Source organism: Exiguobacterium sp. s6, assembly GCF_018618155.1.
Taxonomy (GTDB): domain Bacteria; phylum Bacillota; class Bacilli; order Exiguobacteriales; family Exiguobacteriaceae; genus Exiguobacterium; species Exiguobacterium mexicanum_A.
This window is the reverse complement of sequence record NZ_JACSLN010000001.1, coordinates 602,610-619,317: the sequence shown is the minus strand read 5'-3', so window position 1 is coordinate 619,317 and position 16,708 is coordinate 602,610. Positions and strand designations below refer to the sequence as shown.

Below are 16,708 nucleotides of genomic sequence, written 5' to 3'. Positions count from 1 at the left end.
CCGTCAAACAAACTAACTTATTTTTTAACTTGATATTGTAAGCGTTACCAATTCCAAGGAGGGCAAAACGTGATGAAACAAAATCAGAACACGCTATACCTCATGACCATCACACTCGTCGCGACATTAGGTGGCTTGTTGTTCGGTTATGATACTGCTGTCATCTCAGGCGCAGAGAAATCATTGGAGAAGTATTTTATTGACGGGCTGAATTTAAGTTCGCTCGTACACGGGGCGACCACTTCCTCGGCATTGATCGGTTGTATCATCGGGGGGATCATCTCCGGTATATTCGCAAGCCGATTTGGTCGTAAAAAATCATTGATTTTCGCGGCCACTCTTTTCTTCTTGTCCGCACTGGGATCGGCTTATCCCGAAGTCCTCTTCTTTACGAAAGGCGAACCGACGATTGCCCTTCTACTTACGTTCAACTTGTATCGCATCATCGGCGGAATCGGCGTCGGACTTGCCTCGGCCATCACGCCGATGTATATCAGTGAGGTCGCGCCAGCTGCGATTCGAGGACGGCTCGTGTCACTAAACCAATTTGCCATCATCCTCGGGATGCTCGTCGTCTACTTCGTCAACTGGTCGATCACAAGTGGGCAAACGGTCGCCTGGATCGATGACATCGGTTGGCGGTATATGTTTGCCTCTGAAGCCATCCCGGCCCTCCTTTTCGGTTCTCTCTTATTAATTGTTCCGGAAACACCACGGTATTTGGCGCTCCAAGGCGAGGAAGAAAAAGCACTCCACATCCTCAGTCGAATCAATGGCAAAGAACGTGCCGAAGCGATCATGCAAGACATCAAATCGTCTGTCAGTCATTCTTCAGCCAAGCTGTTCACTTACGGAAAACTGGTCATCACCATCGGGATTCTCTTATCGGTGTTCCAACAATTTGTCGGCATCAACGTCGCATTGTACTATGCCCCACGAATCTTTGAAAGTATGGGTGCCGCTAAAGACGCTTCCATGATGCAGACCGTCGTCATGGGGCTCGTCAACGTCGTCTTCACCATCGTCGCCATCTTGTTTGTCGATAAAGTCGGTCGAAAACCACTGCTCATCATCGGTTCGGTCGGCATGGCAATCGGGATGTTCGGTGTCGCTTCGATGGCCTACACGAATGCAATCGGAATCGGTACACTCATCTTCATCATCATCTACACAGCCTCATTCATGATGTCATGGGGACCGATTTGTTGGGTACTCATTTCGGAAATCTTCCCAAATAAAATTCGAGGGCAAGCGGTCGCAATCGCCGTCGCCGCTCAATGGACCGCCAACTACTTCATTTCATCGACCTATCCGATGATGATGGAATTTAGTGGTACGATGACATACGGATTTTACGGGGTGATGAGCGTATTGTCCGCCTTGTTCGTCTGGAAGCTCGTACCGGAGACGAAAGGAAAAACGCTCGAAGAGATGGAGACGTTATGGAGCAGCAAACAAGCTGTCTCAAAAGACGTATCCGCCTCATAACGATAAAAAGACAGCGGTTCTCTCATTGAAGAGCCGCTGTCTTTTCTGATTTAGGAAATGACGTCTTCCCCGGTCTGTTCAATATGCCCTTCTCCCCAGGCACACATCGCATCCAAAATCGGTTGGAGCGACCAGCCGTAGTCGGACAGGGAATAGACGACTTTCGGTGGGACTTGTTCATACACCGTGCGAATGATGACACCGTCCGCCTCGAGCTCGCGCAACTGTTGCGTGAGCATTTTTTGCGTGATGTTCGGCATGAGCTTTTTCAATTCGCTCGTCCGCCGTTCCCCTTTGATGAGATGACACATGATGACGACTTTCCACTTGCCGCCGATGACGTCGAGCGTCGCCTCGACCGGGATGTTGTATGGCATGATGATTCCTCCTTATGGACCGGGATAGGTACTTTTCGGTGCCTATCGTACTTGAAAGTGCGTACTTCCCAATTAAATTCGATGGACTTATGATAGCAACTGTAGCTCAGTTATACAAGTTCATCTCACCAGTAACTGCTTCTTGAGACAGTAAGGGTCTTTTTCGACCGTACTGGACAATAAAGAAGATTGAGATGCTCGAGCTGCCTCGAGATGAAGGGCCCTCATCTCAACAAACATTCTTTAGGAGGAATTACTTAGGAATCAACCGTACGCCCATCCTGTCGACGAACAGGCACCGAAAAACGGAGGGCTGGCCTTGCTCGCCCTCGCCATCAGCGCATTCGGCATCGGGACGACCGAGTTCGTCCCGGTCGGCCTGCTCGCATCCATCGCCAGCGACTTGAATATTGGCATCACGCTCGCCGGTCTTATCATCTCCGGTTATGCCATCGGCGTCGCCGTCGGTGCGCCGATCTTGACGGCACTCACGAACCGGATGAATCGCAAGACGTTACTCATGGCACTCATGGTCGTCTTTATCGGCGGAAATTTGGTCTCCGCCTTATCGACCAGTTTTGAACTGCTGATTGCTGCCCGATTTATCACCGCGTTCGCACACGGTGTCTTCTTCTCCATCGGGGCGACGATCGCCGTACAGCTCGTGCCACCGCATAAAAAAGCGAGTGCCATCGCACTCATGTTCACCGGCTTGACGGTCGCGACCGTGACCGGCGTCCCGCTCGGCACGTTCATCGGTCAAGCGTTCGGATGGCGCGCCACGTTCTTCGCCGTCGCCGCACTCGGGATCGTATCGATCATCGCCAGCTTCTTCTTGATTCCGAAAGATTTGAAACAGTCACCACCAGCGAAGTTCTCCGATATGAAGAAATTGCTCACGAACGGCCGAATCATGCTCGGCTTCTTGATCACCGCACTCGGTTACGGCGGAACGTTCGTCGCCTTCACGTACTTGACGCCAATCATGCAGGACGTGACGAACATCAGTCCGAGCTTGATTAGTATCGTCCTACTCGTCTACGGGATCGCCGTCGCCATCGGCAACTGGGCAGGCGGAAAATTTGCCAATGAAGACCCGGCCAAGGCGTTGTTCTATATGTTCATCGTCCACGCCGCTGTCATGATCGTCATGTCGTTCATGATCCCGTTCAAAGTCGCGGGACTCATCGCCATCGTCTTGATGGGACTGCTCGCCTTCATGAACGTACCTGGCCTTCAACTATATATCGTGCAGTTGGCAGAGAAGTATGTACCAGCCGCGGTCGATGTCGCGTCGGCGCTCAACATCGCCGCCTTCAATATCGGTATCGCGCTCGGTGCGACCATCGGTGGGATTGTCGCGGACTCGATCGGTCTCGTGCATACGCCTTGGGTCGGTGGCATCATGGTCATCATCGCTGTCATCTTGACCGCCGTCTCACGTCGTTTGGAAGCGAACTAAGGAGGACGCCATGTTCAACAATCATGTCAGCTACAATCGGATGTATCGGGAGGGCGAGCTCACGCTCGGCCTCCACATCCCGTTAGAAAATTTCAAGATGCGCACCCCGACGCTCGAACGTCAAGTCGAGCTCGCCCAACGAGCAGACGACTATGGCTTCACGGCGCTCTGGCTCCGAGACGTCTTGCTGAAAGACCCGAACTTCCTAGACCCGGCCGTCGGACAGATTTACGACATGCTCATCTATGGGACACACTTGCTCGGTCAGACGAAACGCATCGCCCTCGGCACGTCCGCCCTCGTCTTGCCGCTCCGGCACCCGCTCCGTTCGGCGAAAGAAGTCGCGACGATTGAAGCGTTGTTCCCAGAACGTTTGATTCTCGGCATCTCGTCCGGTGACCGTCGAGCCGACTTCAAAGGACTCGGGGTCGACCATGCGACACGGGGCGAGCAGTTCAAAGAGTCGCTCCGTGTCATGGAGCAGGCACTCTACCACAACTATCCGACCATCGATTCGTCGTACGGTGAGGTCCATGAGGCGACGCTCGTGCCCCGTCCGAAAAAACGCATCCCGACGATGATCACCGGGTTCGCGCAGCAGGACATGGACTGGCTCGGGCAACACGGGGACGGGTGGATGTATTATCCGCAGGCCCCATTCGCCCAACAGCAAGTGCTGAGCGATTGGCGCGAGTCAGGTCAGACGCATGGAAAAGGGTTCCGTCCGTTCTCGATGCCGATGCATCTCGATTTGGCGCATGACCCGGACGAGCTTCCGACTCCGATCCGGCTCGGCTTCCGTGTCGGTCGCAATCAATTGATCAAACTGCTCGAGGCGTATCGGGCCATCGGCGTCAATCATCTGTTCTTCGCCTTGTTCGACGGGCAACGTCCGGCCGACGAGGTCATCGAGGAGCTTGGGGAATATGTGCTCCCCCATTTCCCACCGCTCTTGTAACACAAGCACATCAAAAAGACGACTTTCCATTGTGGAAGTCGTCCTTTTACGTGACAGGGAATGATTCTTTTACGCATCTGTAGATGCTAGTTTCATCTACCATCCTCCGTGTTCACTCGCATCTATGTCACTATTTTTCTACTTGTCAGTTCGCTACACTCATTTGTAAAGGCTCTCCCGTCGACATCGGAATGCCTTCTTCCCATAGTTCAATCGGGAGCGAGACGATGGCGTTATGCTCACGCGGTGCGGTGAGTTTTCGTTTCGTGTTCAGGTCCAACATCCCCCAGCATTCTCCATCCACGATGAATGCGACTTTAGATGAATCGTCGTCCCAGGCAAATCCGACTTCTTCACACGCTTCAATCGGTGGTGCGATTTGGTCGTAAATCCAAAGCGCGTCCGCGACGCCTTCCATCTCCCCTGAAGAATTCAATGGACAAAAATAAACGTACCCCGTATCCCCATCATCCTCAAATACACAGACGTAGCGTTCATTTGGCGAGACCGACTCAATCACAAACGTTTCTTCTTCATTCATGTTCAGTTCCCCTTTCCATTTTTACGTGAACGATAGGAAAGCCAAGTCATGGCGACTTGGCTTTCAAGTTTAGTTCACTTTATTCTCGAGCTGTTGCAACTTCGTCGAGTAATATTCGATGATGTCGCGGCGCCGGATGATACCGATGAAATACTTCCCGTCATCGACGACCGGCACGAAGTTTTGATCGGTGATCGCATCGACGAGCTCCTCGATTTGCGCCGTGATGGCGACCGGCTTATACCGTACGCGTTGCTTGATGTCTTTCAGGCGTGTCCGGAGCACTTTTTCGTAGTCTTCTTCCCCGCGAAGCTGTTCGGCGAGTGCCCAGAGCAAATCCCCTTCTGTCATCGTCCCGGCGTAAAAGCCGTTCTCGGATACGAGCGGCACCGAGGTGAAGCGGTGATGCTTCATCTTCTCGAGCGCTTGACGCACCGTCGATTCCGGGTCTAAATATTTGACGTCTTCTTTCGGATATAAAAAGAAAGCGATATTCATGTACAATCTCTCCTCAATCTAAAAATCCACCTCTCCATTGTACCATGTATTAAGGTCTAGTCAGCACAAATTGACCATCTAAATGTCATCCGCTCTAGCAAAAGGAGGCTTATTTCTTTTTTCTTGTGAAGCGTTTCCAGACGAGCTATTCGAATTGTGTGAGAACACAAAAACAAGCACGGTCCCGAGCGGCTTTTCCATAGCCATCCTTGACCGTGTGACGAACACCAACGGCTCTATGTCAAAACCTCGACATACAGCAAACTTGTTCAATCTCAACTCGAACAAAGTGCTTCATTTTAGCTATACCCGTGTACAAGTCGTTCTAGCCTCAAAATCCGTAACAAACATGCTACAGATGACCATCAAAAAAAAGCCTAGGAATCTTCCTAGGCTTGGCACACAGTCAAATAAATCCGAGCAACGTCTTGTTGAACTTGTCCATCTCGTCGAGGACGGTACCGTGACCGCTCTCCTCGAACCGCTCGATACGAGAGTTCGGGATGCCTTTTTCCATCTCGAGCGCGAACTCGAACGGACAAATCTTGTCATGTACGCCATGGATGATGAGCGTCTCGACGGTGACTTTCGGTAAGTCCTCGCGCAGATCCTCATCACGGAGCGCTTTCGCCGAAGCGATCGTCCCGTGGCTCGACGCGACGAGCGACAGATGATGGAACCAGTTTTGCATCGGTTTCGAATGTTCTTTCTCGAAGAAAATCTCACCGAACCCTTCGAGCATCTTTGGACGGTCTTTCAGCGTATCCTCAATCAACGCGTCGACCTCGGCTTGCGTCATCCCGTACGGATAGTCCGGACGTTGCGTGAACACTGGTGCCGCTGCGCCTGAGAGGACGAGTTTCTTCAACCCGTCATCCGGGAAATCGACGGCATAGCGGATGGCGATGGCCCCGCCCATCGAGAAGCCGACGAGCGTGAAATCTTTGATGCCAAGCCCGTCAACGACCATGTGCACGTCCGACGCCATCGTCGCATAGTCATAACCTGTCGCCGGTGCATCCGACTTGCCGTAGCCACGATAGTCGATCCCGACATAGCGATAGCCTGCTTCGAGCAATGCATTCTTTTGATACTCGAACATGTTGTTGTTTGCCGGCCAGCCGTGCAAGAAGACGACGGCATCGCCTGTCCCGACGTCTTCCACGTAAATACTCGTTCCGTCATGTGCGGTAATATAATTCCCCATTGGTCAAAACCCCCAGTTGGATTGTTGAGCGGCATGCTTGTTTGCCCACAACCCAACTTTTCCCGTTTGACCGAAGTGGAAACCTATCAACTGTCGCGCCAGAGCGATTCGCCTTTCAAGACATGCTCAATCGCCGCCGCTCCTTCGCGTAATACGGACGTCCGCCACGACTCGTCTTCCGGATAAAACATCGCCATGAACTCTTTTCGAATCCCATTCCGTGCTTCGGGGTCTTTCGTCCCTTCAAAGTAGAGCCGGTTCTCGAGGATGATTGTCAAGAACTCGCGAATCGTCGCTTTCGTCGACGTCCCGAATGTCCCGAACTCGAACAACGCCGAGACGAGCCGTTTGTCCGGGTGATGCGTGTCGCGCACATAGTAGAAGTGGTTCGTCGAGTCCCCGAGGACATCGGTCGGGTCATACGTCTGGATGTTCTTCAACCCGTAAGTCCGCTTCAACTCGTCGACGTCACGCCCGTCGCGCTCACTAATGACCATCGTCACTTCGTTCGTCGGACCGAGCGCCGTATGCCAATCCATGTGGACGACGCGGTCATAGCGATCGAGCAGGTCATGTTGAATCTCCTTCAAAAAGATGGCGGACGGCTCATCCGACTCACCGCCATAATAGACGCCTTTCGGGAACTGATATTGTCCCATCCCTTTCGCCTCGGTCATCGCCTCGAAGCCGTCGAGCTTGATACCAGAACCGAGGAACGAGTAGATATGTTCGCGCGATTCATGGTAGTCATCGATGACGCCATCCGGGACGAACAAGTGCCGCATGACTTCATACTCTTTATTGACGTTACGCGGGAGTGATTCCCGGTCGATGACGTAGTTCCGGTTCAAGTCGACGTTATGTTCATTGACGCGGCGGAAGTGCTTCATCCCCCACGGATTGACCGCATGGATGAGACAGATCCCTGTCGACTCGTGCCGAAGGTTTTCGAGTTGCGTCTCGACGAACTGATGCGTCACAGCGGCACCGGCATACCCTTCGATGCCGTGCTCGCCGATTGTCATGAGGAGCACCGCCTCGCGTGACCCCGCCGGCTCACCGATGATCAAGTCGATCGTGTCCTCGCCGATCGAGTGGGACATCACGCGGGCCGTCGGATAATAGGTTTTAACGTTGTCGAGTAAGGCGAGAAACTTCTCACGCGACTCTTCGTATGATGATGAAAAATAATGACTCATGGTGATTCCCTCCATTCTTGTCTTCTGTACCCCATTCCCATTCCAGACCAGACTAAAAACGCCTCCATGGCGGAGACGTTTTCTAAATTTAGTGGGCCCCGGCTTTCGTCCCACGGTTTTGACGCCGGAACTCGAACAAGTAGACGAGCGGAGCGAGCAGAACGGCGCCGAACACCCAATACGCGCCCGGGCTCACAAACAACATCTCGAACGCCCGGAAAAACCAGGCGACGAGCGAGAAGCCGACGACGAGTTCGGCCGTCCAAATGACACTACGACGAACAGCGAGCGTGAGCGTGTTCGTTTTTTGGAAGAGGGCCGCAAGAAAGGCGATCAAAAAGGCCGGGAAGCTACTGAACCAAAGCATCCGATTGAGCGTCGATTCGGCAAAATACGTGTTGCCGAGCGATACCGTGATGACATAATGCGCGACGAGCACCAACAAGACGACAATCCAACCCATGAGGACGTCACGTTCCCATTTTTTCATCGTCACTCACTCCTTTATCACTAAACAAAGAACAACCAAATAATTCACCAGTAAACGATAAAGAATAAGAAAAATATTAATTACAAAAATTTACTTACAATAATCTAAAGGTTAATATTAGATTATAAATGAAAAAAATGGAGGTTGTTATAGTGGAAAAGTTTTCCTCTGACATTCGTATGGTTTCACAGCGTATTCAACAACTTAGAAATTCAATCTCAACCGAAGAAGCCACGAAAACTGCATTAATTATGCCTTTCTTTCAGACTCTAGGATACGATGTATTCAACCCGGCTGAGTTTACCCCTGAATACATAGCTGATGTCGGTATCAAGAAAGGCGAAAAAGTAGATTATGCAATCATGGAAGAAGGACAACCAACCATCCTGATTGAAGCAAAATCTATTCGGGAGCCTTTGACTAAACATGATTCCCAACTATTCCGCTATTACGGAACAACACAAGCTAAATTTGCAATTTTGACAAACGGTGACATGTATCGTTTTTACACAGACTTAGAAACACCAAATGTGATGGATACTGTACCCTTTTTTGAAATCACTCTGTCGAACATCAAAGACAATGAAATTAAAGAACTTTATAAATTTAAAAAACAAGAGTTCAATGTAAATACAATTCTTTCGACGGCTGAAGAATTGAAATATTTAAGTGCAATTAAAGAGCAACTAAAAACACTTTCACAGTCTCCTAGCGACGAACTGATCCGACTTTTAATACAGGAATGCTACCAAGGAATGAAAACTCAAACCGTAGTAGATAAATTTAGACCGATTGTTGCGAAAGCATTTAATCAATTTATAAATGAGAATATGAATGAACGTATTAAACATGTAATTTCTGGAGAAACCAATGCCTCAGCTCAAACACCAGCAAATCAAGAAGTTCCAATTGAACCAGAAGCAATTGAAGAAGTGATAGATGTACCTTCGCAACCAATTATCGAAACGACACAGGAAGAAATAGAAGGATACGCTACAGTAAAAGTTCTTTTAGGTTCAGTAATTGATAAAGACCGCATTTATTATCGCGATAACGCCAGTTACTTCAATATACTGATAGACGATAGTAATAGAAAGTGGGTGTGTCGTCTGCATTTAAATTCTTTAACAAATAAATATATTACATTCCGAGACGAGCCTACTGTTCGTTACAAAATTAACCACGTCTATGAAATTGAGCAATTTACAGATCGGTTAAGACAAATCGTGCAAGATATCGCAAGCACAAATTAAATAGTTATATCATGCGGAGCATTTCAATTGCTCCGTTTTTTTGTCGAAATAGTCATTTGGAACATAAATTTTCCTCATTGTTTATTTACCCGTTTTGCGAACGCTTCGGACAATTATGCGTCAAAAAAGACGCGTCCCGTAAGGAAGACGCCAGATTATTTGTCCATCAAGTGACGGGCCCATTCGGTCGCCCGCTCGAGCTCTCCGTCTTTGAGCGGTCCTTCTTTATCAAGGACGATGAACGATTCTTTCAGCACCGGTTCCGCTCCTTTTTCGAGCAATAACTGCTCCATGCGGGTCGAGGCGTGACCGAACCATTTGACGATTTTCCCGACGAAAAAGCCTTGATCTTCTTCGGCCATACTCGTATCGAAGGCTGCAGCTCGCGTACCACGCAGCGCATGGTCCGACAAGCCATCGAGAAACGTCTTCACATCCTCGGTCTCGCGCCCTCCGTGAGTCGGCGAACCAACGATGAACAAATCAAGGTTGGCGAGGTCGCCGTATCCGACGTGGCTGATCTGCATGATGTCGACGCGGTGTAAGTCGCTGAATCCGTCCTTGATGGCATATGCGACTTTTTCGGTACACCCGTACATCGAGTCAAAGATGATGAGGATTTTCATGCGATTTCCCCTCCCATAAATGAACGGCCTCTGTTATCTACACAGAACTATTCCCTTAATGGTGAAGCGTTCATCATGAATCACTTCTTTTCTCAATAATCCTCAAAAGCACCTCTAACTCCTCGACTTCATGGTCATCCGCCTCGGTCTCACGGTACGTCTCGATATATGTGCGCAACACATCCAACCCGTCCTTCATCTCAAACGTGAGTGATTTCAGAATTTCTAGATGTAAATCTGCCCAGTTCCATGTATCTACCGATTTCAAGAGATCTAATAGTTCGAGATACACCACATCATTCGATAACATGTTAATAGCAGAACAGATAGCCGGATCGAGTTCATTTGCCGTCTCCAGACTCATTTCGCTTAATTCTTCAAAGTCATAGTCTGACATTCCGAGCATCAATGCGATGCCTTGTTTCAACCTTATCTCATGATCTTGAACAATAAGCACATCACTAACTCGTGCATCAACGAACGACTGGAAGCTCGACAACGAGCTATAATCAAGTTCGAACATGGGGAATCTATCACTGAATCGACGTCGCATTTCCTTGATGACTTGAGTGAACGACTTATGATTTGTATCAAACGAACGCGCGATTCGTGGATACAGTTCCGGATCATTTGCCAATCCCACAAGGAGATTGACAAGTTGTTGTTTCGTTAACTTTTGGAGCTGCTGTCGCACATTACGGTTCGAAGGTACTGCCACCTTTTCCCGCAACAAAAAGTAGGCGGCGACCTCGTGTTTACAGTGCCCTTTCGTATATGGACAATCGCAAGACGAATCGACAATATCAATACCTGATAACGTGATGAGGAGTTCGTATGTTTCCGACCCTTCCGCTGTAAGATGATATGTCGATTCTCGTTCTGACTCCACGACGACCCGACCATCGAGCCAATATTCATAGCCACGATCCAATATGCGATTTGGTATATGGTCTACAAAATCATATAAATTCATTGTCGTTTCCTCACTCTAATGAAAATGAACAATGCGGCCCCAATCCCTACGGCAGCGTATGCTATCTTATCCAAATGGTCACGTATGCTGAACGGAGCGTCATGCCGATACTCGGCCCGCTTCCACCCAAACCCATCCTCGACCGCGAGCACGTCCTCCATCACTTCCCCTTTCACTTTCCGATACGTTGTCCCAATCGGATACATGTTCGAGGCGTCACCGTAGAAGCTGCCATCCATATCGTCCGCCAACGTCTTCACCTCGCCGACGACGTCACCCAAGTCAGCCTCCAATACCGCGACGTCCATCACTTCATACACCCGTCCGTCCAACACGACGAACGCATACGCCCAAGATAAGGATTGGGCTGACATTGAAACCGATAGGAACAGCAGCAACAATCCGATGATACGCCTCATCGAATCGCCCACACGAACGTCGCCGAGTCGCTCAAGTCGATCTCGTCCGGCTCAAGTTCCGGCATCGCCGCCTCCGAGAAGAGCACCTCGTCATGGAGCGTGAGACGCGTCGGCGAATAAAGATGAAGCTCACCCCACGTGTAGTCGATTTGAAGCAAGTCACCGAGCGTCGCCCCGGCCCCTTTCGCCAACAGTTCGGCCCGATGACGCGCGTTCGCCGCCGCGCTCGCGAGCAGTTCGTCTTGGATTGTGTCCGCATCCTTGATCGTGAACGAGATGGACAGCTTCGGCTCGGCTAGCGAGTTGCTGACATGTTCGATGACCGCTGACAATTGTTTCGTATCGAGCGAAAATTCGAGTTTCGTCTTCTGCTGACAGACGTAACCCCGGAAACGAGACTTGTAGTTACCTTGTTTGTCGCGGTAGCTCTCATAGTCGGTGTCGATCGAGAAGTCGGTCGTCTTTAAATCCGTTTTCGCGAAGCCAGCCTGCTCAATCGCTTTTTGCAGACGTGTGACGGCGAGTGCCGCCCCGTTCATCGTCTCCTCATAGCGGACGGCTCTTGACGACAAATCCATTCTCACGACAATCAAATCAGGCTTGGCCGATACTTTCCCTGTGCCTTTGACAGTGATGGTGCGGTCCATATGATTTCCTCCTTCATTGTTGGCGATTTAAAAACGGCACACTGCTTTTAGTTCACGAAAATGCGCAATAACGCATAATTTCGATATTTACGATTTCTCCGCTCTGTGTTCGAAGCGTATAAAAGTTCTTTTTCCACAAGTTGATGAAGTGCTTTTCGAACCGTGTTCGGTGAATAGCCTGTCATTTCGACACCTTTCGCCACCGTCAAGATTGGTTGTTCAAAGCTCGTAATCCATAGTTTACGTTCCGCTTCGTTTTCAATTAGCTGTTCACCTTCTGACAGCAAGCGATTGGCTTTATTCAATTGATCCAACAACTTTGTCGCCATTCGTTCTGAAGCATCAACGAAAAACAGTAACCATTTCCCCCAATCCGACTGGTCTCCACGAACACCGTTGAGCAAATCGTAGTAGCGGGCTTTTTCTTTCTCAAGTTCTTCACTCACAAAAAAGATGGGGTGCGTAATCACTTTTTGCTGCAGGAGATAAAGCACAATTAGAATCCGCCCTAAACGCCCGTTCCCGTCCAAAAATGGATGGATGGATTCAAATTGAGCATGCATAATTCCTGTTTTAAGAAGTGGAGCCGCTTGTTCATTAATGACATATCCGTCTGACTTTAAGTGGTTCTGCGGTAGCAATCGTCCGTAAGAATCAGTATTGATAAATTTTTCTAAGTTCTCCATGTATTCGTTAATCAAATGAGCCTCTACCGGAATATAAGAAGCATCTTCTAATCGATTTGTCGGCCCGATAAAATTTTGAATTTTACGGAACTCACCGGATGAACTGACTTCGCCTCGACTTCCTTTCATCAAAATCTCATGTAACTGCTTGATCAATCGTGTCGTCACCGGATAACCATTTTCGACAGATTCATACCCAAACTGCAAGGCCCTCATATAGTTCTGAATTTTGATAATATCGGAATCGTCACTTTTCTTCAGCGAAGACTCCATCATATCCGTGAACGTCACTTGTGATCCTTCGATTTTCGTTGATTCAACGGATTCTTGAAGCGATAAGAGTTGCATTAATTGCTTACTTGCTTTCGAATGCGTCAATTCAACATCGAGTTTTCCAAGTAGCGTATTCACATGCGCCAGACGTTCAAGTAATTTGATGGCTTGTGTGATTTCTATTTTGACAGGTAATTTGGTTAATCCTTGTATCGCCATGACACTCATCCTTTAAGTCATATTTATTATAATATTGACTTAATAATATATCAGCTTTTAAAAATCAAATAGACATGAAATGTGACTTATTTAAATTTAGTCATCATGAACGCCTCTATATCATCAAGTGTTTCAGCGCCACGTAGCGACGGATAGGCATCTCGACTGAAGACGAGTCCTTCGTCCGTGTTCAAGAACATGTACCGCTCACCGTCCGGAAATCCGTAATCACTCACATCCATCACTTGGAGCGTGGCCCCGTTTTGTGACCAGATGTGGGAAGCATCATATGGAATCGGCATAAAAATCCCTTCCATGCCGAGGCGAAGTTCAGAGATGACGTCCGCATCAGACTGAAGCACTTCAGAACCGACACCGGCAACGGTAAGTACTTTCATCTCACTCCCAGGCTCAACCTCACCTCGATAGACGTCTGTCACGCCAATCGTCACGATCGACTGATATTCCTCTTGTCCGTTGAAGTCGAGCTCGATGTGGTCAATCTGCTTCACGACGCCTCTCACCACGGTGGGATTCCATTTCGAGAATAGCTCGTCTTCACTCATCTCGGCAAGGTTTGCCGACGACATCCTGACATCGATGTCATCTTCATCGATATAAGCGACCGACATATTGCTCGAGCTGTCCGACAGCGGAATCAATTCTTTAACTGATTTAGGCGAGAATTCTCCCACCTCTAAGTGTCTCGGGGCACATCCCAGCGTAGGTGGGAGATGAATCGACCGTCCCCGACGCCCTCGGCCACCGCTGTGACAGAACGACGAACAAAAGTTCGCGATTCCGTCAGATTTCCTCGCCCCCTCCGCGGGTATCGGAATGGGACGAGCTTCATCCTGGCACCGGGCAAAGGAGGGACGGACATGCTGAAGGGCTACAAATACCGGCTCCACCCGACGGCTTCACAGGCCGAGTTCCTGATCAAGACGATCGGCTGCACCCGCTTCATCTACAACAAGCTGCTCGAGGACCGCATCGCCATCCATGAGGAGGCGATGGCGAGCGGCGGGCCGAGGCGGAAACCACCGACACCGGCCTCCTACAAGCCGCTGTTCCCGTTCCTTTGCGAGGCGGACAGCCTCGCGCTCGCGAACGCGAAGCTGCACCTCGACGCGGCGTTCGCGAAGTTCTTCGCCGGGACGGCCGGCTTCCCGGTGTTCAAGTCGAGACGGAAGGCGCACGCGTCCTACACGACGAACAACCAGCACGGCACGGTCCGCATCGAGGAGGACCGCATACGGCTCCCGAAGGTCGGGTTCATCCGGTTCACACAGCATCGCGGCTTCGACGGGGAAATCCGCTCGGCGACCGTATCGATGACGAGGGCGGGCAAGTTCTTCGTGTCGCTCCTCGTCGAGCAGGACGACGAGCCATGGATCCCGGCCGAGCACAAGGTCGGCATCGACCTCGGGTTGGAACACTTCGCCACCATGACGAACGACGATCTCATCACGGAGAAGATTTCGAACCCGCGCAACCTGCGAAAGGCCGAGGCGCGGCTCAAACAAGCGCAGCGCGCCCTCGCCCGCAAGAAGCCCGGCAGCAAGAACTGCGAGAAGGCCCGGATCCTTTTGGCTAAAAAGCATGAAAAAGTACGGAACCGCCGACATGACTTCCTCCACAAGCTGTCGCGACGCATCGTCGACGAGAACCAAGTCGTCGTGGTCGAGACGCTGAAGCCGAGGGAGATGATGAAAGACCGCCGCCTCGCGAAGTCGATCGGGGACGCCGGGTGGGGCGAGTTCGTCCGCCAACTCGAATATAAATGTAAATTCTACGGACGGACGCTGATCAAGGCCGACCCGTGGTTCGCCTCGACCCAGGTCTGTTCGAGCTGTGGCGAGAACGGCGGCAAGAAGGGGATGGACATCCGCGAGTGGACGTGTGCCGCGTGCGGCGCACACCACGACCGCGACGTCAACGCGAGCCTCAACCTGTTGCGCCTCGCCGACCGAAACACCTCAGGGCAGGGACTGCCCGACGAGCTTGGCCCATAACCGTGGCTGGTCAAAGCACGGTCTTCCCAAGAAGCTCCCACTTCAATTCGCGAAGCAAATAAGTGGTGAGTAGTTCACAACCGTCCCATGTCACGACAAAGAGTGTGACAGCGGCTGCTGCGATGAGACCGCCCATCCAACGCCAATGTCTTCGTTTCTTTACCTCGACTTCCATCGATTCCTCGACGAAACGATCATCGACGTCCCCCATCAAACGTGTAAGTCGATCTCCATTAATAGCGCCACCCCTTCCGCTTCGAGCGCTTGCTTCAAGTCGTTCCGAGTCCGAAGCAGCACCATCTTGACCTTGCTCTCGCTCACCTGGCGCATCTTCGCGATGTCTTTGATCGACAGAAAGTGAAAGTAACGCCCCATAAAGATCTGCCGGGTCTCTTGCGGCAACTGGGCCAAAAAGTCGTTCAACAACTCGATGACTTCTGAATCGGTCGCGACGGAGGAGGCGAGACAGTGCTCGAGCTCACTGACGATGAGCGGGACTTGTCCCGCTCCGCGCTTCTTGGCGTTCGCCTTCTCATACTTATGGAGCGAGACGTTACGAACAAGCTTCGCCAAATAGGCGGCGAGTCGTGCTGGACGTGTCGGCGGAATCGCTTGCCACGCCTTCATGTACGTATCATTGACGCACTCGTCCGCGTCCTCTCGGCTGTTTAAAATGTTATAGGAAATCGTATGACAATAGCCGCCGTACTTTTGGGCCGTCGCCTCAATCGCCCGTTCGGAACGTTGCCAATACAAATCGATAATCGCTTGATCGTCCAATCGAATCCCCCTCTCGATGTACTTACATCTTTATAGACCGGAAATGAAGTCCATCGGTCACAACTTCTGTAAAAGTTTTTTGGAGCGGCTCTTCACGGCCGGACTCCCTGTCTCGAGCTGTGTCTCGAGCAAGACTTTCAGTTCGTCCCGGAATCGTGGATGCATGGCGCTCAAGTCGAAAATCGCCTGTAGGGAGTTGACGATGACGATGTTGCTCGTCTCCGTGTCAATCCAATCGGTGAGCACATGAACGATGGCGGCCGCCTCGTCTTCCGTCCACGTCAGGCGTGGCATGAGTTGCGCCAAGTGCCACCTCACTTCTTGTTGAGTCGCGATATGTAGCTGTTGGAATAAGGACGCCTGATGCGCTTGAAGCAACTTTGGATGACGGCGTGTCACTTTCTCCATCGCGTCTGCGCTCCGCATCCGGATGACGGGACGGTCATCGGTTAGGCCGGTCATCAATTCGCTGAATCGGTCCGGGTCGTTCCCGACGTAGGCGACGACCGCATCGACATGGCCAATCGAGCGCAAATCCCCACCACTCAATACTTCTCGGATGTCCATTCTCCCACCTCTTTCTTCGTTCTCATTTTA

General features: G+C 50.7%; 20 protein-coding genes. 5 read left to right on the top strand and 15 right to left on the bottom strand.

The window, feature by feature from the left end:
- The first annotated feature begins 72 nt into the window (after positions 1-72).
- Positions 73-1,488: a D-xylose transporter XylE gene (gene xylE / locus KNP75_RS03230; protein ID WP_215190387.1), complete on the top strand. Its 1,416-nt coding sequence runs from the start codon at positions 73-75 to the stop codon at positions 1,486-1,488.
- Between the two features lie 50 nt (positions 1,489-1,538).
- Here xylE and KNP75_RS03225 read toward each other — a convergent pair whose 3' ends face one another.
- Positions 1,539-1,868 (bottom strand): winged helix-turn-helix transcriptional regulator, encoded by a 330-nt coding sequence (locus KNP75_RS03225; protein ID WP_200881502.1) that lies wholly within the window; start codon positions 1,866-1,868, stop codon positions 1,539-1,541.
- A gap of 310 nt (positions 1,869-2,178) precedes the next feature.
- Between KNP75_RS03225 and KNP75_RS03220 the strand changes: the two genes are divergently transcribed.
- Together KNP75_RS03220 and KNP75_RS03215 are read left to right on the top strand one after the other, a co-directional pair.
- Entirely contained in the window at positions 2,179-3,327 is a 1,149-nt protein-coding gene (locus KNP75_RS03220; protein ID WP_215190386.1) for an MFS transporter, read from the top strand.
- Positions 3,328-3,337: 10 nt separating this feature from the next.
- The gene (locus KNP75_RS03215; protein WP_215189841.1) at positions 3,338-4,285 is read left to right on the top strand and encodes an LLM class oxidoreductase; all 948 of its coding nucleotides are present in this window, start codon (positions 3,338-3,340) and stop codon (positions 4,283-4,285) included.
- Between the two features lie 145 nt (positions 4,286-4,430).
- Here the strand turns inward: KNP75_RS03215 and KNP75_RS03210 are convergent, their stop codons facing one another.
- The 5 genes from KNP75_RS03210 to KNP75_RS03190 all read right to left on the bottom strand — a co-directional run bounded on the left by KNP75_RS03210 (position 4,431) and on the right by KNP75_RS03190 (position 8,220).
- Complete coding sequence (locus KNP75_RS03210; RefSeq protein ID WP_215189840.1) at positions 4,431-4,826, bottom strand: DUF2251 domain-containing protein; 396 nt, start codon at positions 4,824-4,826, stop codon at positions 4,431-4,433.
- 69 nt (positions 4,827-4,895) lie between these two features.
- A complete protein-coding gene (locus KNP75_RS03205) occupies positions 4,896-5,324 on the bottom strand; it encodes a CBS domain-containing protein (protein WP_021066516.1) in 429 nt (142 codons plus the stop codon).
- 406 nt (positions 5,325-5,730) lie between these two features.
- On the bottom strand, positions 5,731-6,531 hold the full coding sequence (locus KNP75_RS03200) for an alpha/beta fold hydrolase (protein WP_215189839.1): 801 nt from the start codon (positions 6,529-6,531) through the stop codon (positions 5,731-5,733).
- An 86-nt stretch (positions 6,532-6,617) separates the two neighbouring features.
- Positions 6,618-7,730 (bottom strand): M14 family metallopeptidase, encoded by a 1,113-nt coding sequence (locus KNP75_RS03195; RefSeq protein ID WP_215189838.1) that lies wholly within the window; start codon positions 7,728-7,730, stop codon positions 6,618-6,620.
- 88 nt (positions 7,731-7,818) lie between these two features.
- Complete coding sequence (locus KNP75_RS03190; protein ID WP_215189837.1) at positions 7,819-8,220, bottom strand: hypothetical protein; 402 nt, start codon at positions 8,218-8,220, stop codon at positions 7,819-7,821.
- Positions 8,221-8,372: 152 nt separating this feature from the next.
- On the opposite strand from KNP75_RS03190, the gene KNP75_RS03185 reads away from it, so the two are divergent.
- Entirely contained in the window at positions 8,373-9,473 is a 1,101-nt protein-coding gene (locus KNP75_RS03185) for a type I restriction endonuclease (RefSeq protein WP_353049018.1), read from the top strand.
- Positions 9,474-9,628: 155 nt separating this feature from the next.
- On the opposite strand, the gene KNP75_RS03180 is transcribed toward KNP75_RS03185, so the two are convergent.
- The 6 genes from KNP75_RS03180 to KNP75_RS03155 form a co-directional block, all read right to left on the bottom strand.
- Positions 9,629-10,099, bottom strand: a complete 471-nt coding sequence (locus KNP75_RS03180) for a flavodoxin family protein (protein WP_214753947.1) — start codon at positions 10,097-10,099, stop codon at positions 9,629-9,631.
- A gap of 73 nt (positions 10,100-10,172) precedes the next feature.
- Positions 10,173-11,072, bottom strand: coding sequence for an SWIM zinc finger family protein (locus KNP75_RS03175; protein WP_215189836.1), 900 nt, complete (start codon positions 11,070-11,072; stop codon positions 10,173-10,175).
- Positions 11,069-11,491: a hypothetical protein gene (locus tag KNP75_RS03170; protein WP_215189835.1), complete on the bottom strand. Its 423-nt coding sequence runs from the start codon at positions 11,489-11,491 to the stop codon at positions 11,069-11,071. The genes KNP75_RS03175 and KNP75_RS03170 overlap by 4 nt, the downstream gene beginning before the upstream one ends.
- Positions 11,488-12,138: an SIMPL domain-containing protein gene (locus KNP75_RS03165; protein ID WP_214753953.1), complete on the bottom strand. Its 651-nt coding sequence runs from the start codon at positions 12,136-12,138 to the stop codon at positions 11,488-11,490. Before KNP75_RS03165 ends, KNP75_RS03170 begins: the two co-directional genes overlap by 4 nt.
- 47 nt (positions 12,139-12,185) lie before the next feature.
- Positions 12,186-13,316 carry a Fic family protein gene (locus KNP75_RS03160; RefSeq protein WP_215189834.1) on the bottom strand — a complete coding sequence of 377 codons (1,131 nt, stop codon included), beginning with the start codon at positions 13,314-13,316 and terminating at the stop codon, positions 12,186-12,188.
- An 86-nt stretch (positions 13,317-13,402) separates the two neighbouring features.
- The gene (locus KNP75_RS03155; RefSeq protein WP_215189833.1) at positions 13,403-14,011 is read right to left on the bottom strand and encodes a hypothetical protein; all 609 of its coding nucleotides are present in this window, start codon (positions 14,009-14,011) and stop codon (positions 13,403-13,405) included.
- 186 nt (positions 14,012-14,197) lie between these two features.
- On the opposite strand from KNP75_RS03155, the gene KNP75_RS03150 reads away from it, so the two are divergent.
- Entirely contained in the window at positions 14,198-15,331 is a 1,134-nt protein-coding gene (locus tag KNP75_RS03150) for an RNA-guided endonuclease TnpB family protein (RefSeq protein ID WP_215189832.1), read from the top strand.
- A 10-nt stretch (positions 15,332-15,341) separates the two neighbouring features.
- On the opposite strand, the gene KNP75_RS03145 is transcribed toward KNP75_RS03150, so the two are convergent.
- From KNP75_RS03145 to KNP75_RS03135, 3 genes are read right to left on the bottom strand one after another with little or no spacing between them, the layout of a single operon-like run.
- Complete coding sequence (locus KNP75_RS03145) at positions 15,342-15,545, bottom strand: hypothetical protein (RefSeq protein ID WP_215189831.1); 204 nt, start codon at positions 15,543-15,545, stop codon at positions 15,342-15,344.
- Entirely contained in the window at positions 15,542-16,111 is a 570-nt protein-coding gene (locus KNP75_RS03140) for an RNA polymerase sigma factor (protein ID WP_215189830.1), read from the bottom strand. Before KNP75_RS03140 ends, KNP75_RS03145 begins: the two co-directional genes overlap by 4 nt.
- Positions 16,112-16,168: 57 nt before the next feature.
- The gene (locus KNP75_RS03135; protein WP_215189829.1) at positions 16,169-16,678 is read right to left on the bottom strand and encodes a hypothetical protein; all 510 of its coding nucleotides are present in this window, start codon (positions 16,676-16,678) and stop codon (positions 16,169-16,171) included.
- Positions 16,679-16,708: the final 30 nt, after the last annotated feature.

What these genes read in the sequence shown, in the direction of transcription:
- xylE (WP_215190387.1), top strand. Translation starts at nt 73, where the DNA reads ATGAAACAAAATCAGAACACGCTATACCTCATGACCATCACACTCGTC.
- KNP75_RS03215 (WP_215189841.1), top strand. Translation starts at nt 3,338, where the DNA reads ATGTTCAACAATCATGTCAGCTACAATCGGATGTATCGGGAGGGCGAG.
- KNP75_RS03210 (WP_215189840.1), bottom strand. Translation starts at nt 4,826, where the DNA reads ATGAATGAAGAAGAAACGTTTGTGATTGAGTCGGTCTCGCCAAATGAA.
- KNP75_RS03205 (WP_021066516.1), bottom strand. Translation starts at nt 5,324, where the DNA reads ATGAATATCGCTTTCTTTTTATATCCGAAAGAAGACGTCAAATATTTA.
- KNP75_RS03200 (WP_215189839.1), bottom strand. Translation starts at nt 6,531, where the DNA reads ATGGGGAATTATATTACCGCACATGACGGAACGAGTATTTACGTGGAA.
- KNP75_RS03195 (WP_215189838.1), bottom strand. Translation starts at nt 7,730, where the DNA reads ATGAGTCATTATTTTTCATCATCATACGAAGAGTCGCGTGAGAAGTTT.
- KNP75_RS03190 (WP_215189837.1), bottom strand. Translation starts at nt 8,220, where the DNA reads ATGAAAAAATGGGAACGTGACGTCCTCATGGGTTGGATTGTCGTCTTG.
- KNP75_RS03180 (WP_214753947.1), bottom strand. Translation starts at nt 10,099, where the DNA reads ATGAAAATCCTCATCATCTTTGACTCGATGTACGGGTGTACCGAAAAA.
- KNP75_RS03175 (WP_215189836.1), bottom strand. Translation starts at nt 11,072, where the DNA reads ATGAATTTATATGATTTTGTAGACCATATACCAAATCGCATATTGGAT.
- KNP75_RS03170 (WP_215189835.1), bottom strand. Translation starts at nt 11,491, where the DNA reads ATGAGGCGTATCATCGGATTGTTGCTGCTGTTCCTATCGGTTTCAATG.
- KNP75_RS03165 (WP_214753953.1), bottom strand. Translation starts at nt 12,138, where the DNA reads ATGGACCGCACCATCACTGTCAAAGGCACAGGGAAAGTATCGGCCAAG.
- KNP75_RS03160 (WP_215189834.1), bottom strand. Translation starts at nt 13,316, where the DNA reads ATGGCGATACAAGGATTAACCAAATTACCTGTCAAAATAGAAATCACA.
- KNP75_RS03150 (WP_215189832.1), top strand. Translation starts at nt 14,198, where the DNA reads ATGCTGAAGGGCTACAAATACCGGCTCCACCCGACGGCTTCACAGGCC.
- KNP75_RS03135 (WP_215189829.1), bottom strand. Translation starts at nt 16,678, where the DNA reads ATGGACATCCGAGAAGTATTGAGTGGTGGGGATTTGCGCTCGATTGGC.